This is a genomic window from Mesorhizobium sp. (genome assembly GCF_004962925.1).
Taxonomy (GTDB): Bacteria; Pseudomonadota; Alphaproteobacteria; order Rhizobiales; family Rhizobiaceae; genus Mesorhizobium.
This window is the reverse complement of sequence record NZ_SUEO01000011.1, coordinates 13,474-14,005: the sequence shown is the minus strand read 5'-3', so window position 1 is coordinate 14,005 and position 532 is coordinate 13,474. Positions and strand designations below refer to the sequence as shown.

Below are 532 nucleotides of genomic sequence, written 5' to 3'. Positions count from 1 at the left end.
TGATCGATGAACGGCCAGGCAACGGCACCCGCGCCGACCACTGCGGCCATGCCGGTGGCGACGTAAAGAAAATCACGACGGTTGGGATCCTGGATGTCGGTTGCGCTCACGGGTGCCTGATCCTTTCGCCTCTTCCGTGCCGGTGGCCGAGCCTTATTCCCCGCTCATTCACGCCAACCCGACAGCGCATGGCGAACAGGCTAGCGAATTCCTCCGGCATTTGGACTTCGGTTTATGCGTGAAGCCTGTTTTTGTCCAGACGGGTGAAGGCACAAGGGCAGATTGTCGCGGGGGCGCAATTCGGCGTCGGGCGGCATGGCGACAAAGACGGCGAAACCACAGGAAAACAACGGCAAAATCGGCGTCTGCGTTTGCCTCGACAGGAGACCCGGCGTCGGTCTATCCTCGGCCAATGGCGTATGTCATCGACCGCGACAAATGGGCCGGGACGCCCGACCGCTGGCCCGATCATTGGCAAGGCGAGTTGCAGTGCGGCGCCTACGGCTCCAAAAGCTGCCTGATCTTCAACTAT

Annotated in this window: 1 protein-coding gene; it reads right to left on the bottom strand. The window is 61.1% G+C overall.

Translation table 11 applies throughout. The features are described 5' to 3' along the window. A partial coding sequence (locus tag E5W87_RS04655; RefSeq protein WP_292394560.1) for a ubiquinol-cytochrome c reductase iron-sulfur subunit N-terminal domain-containing protein occupies positions 1 to 110 on the bottom strand: 110 nt, incomplete at its 3' end. Positions 111 to 532: the final 422 nt, after the last annotated feature.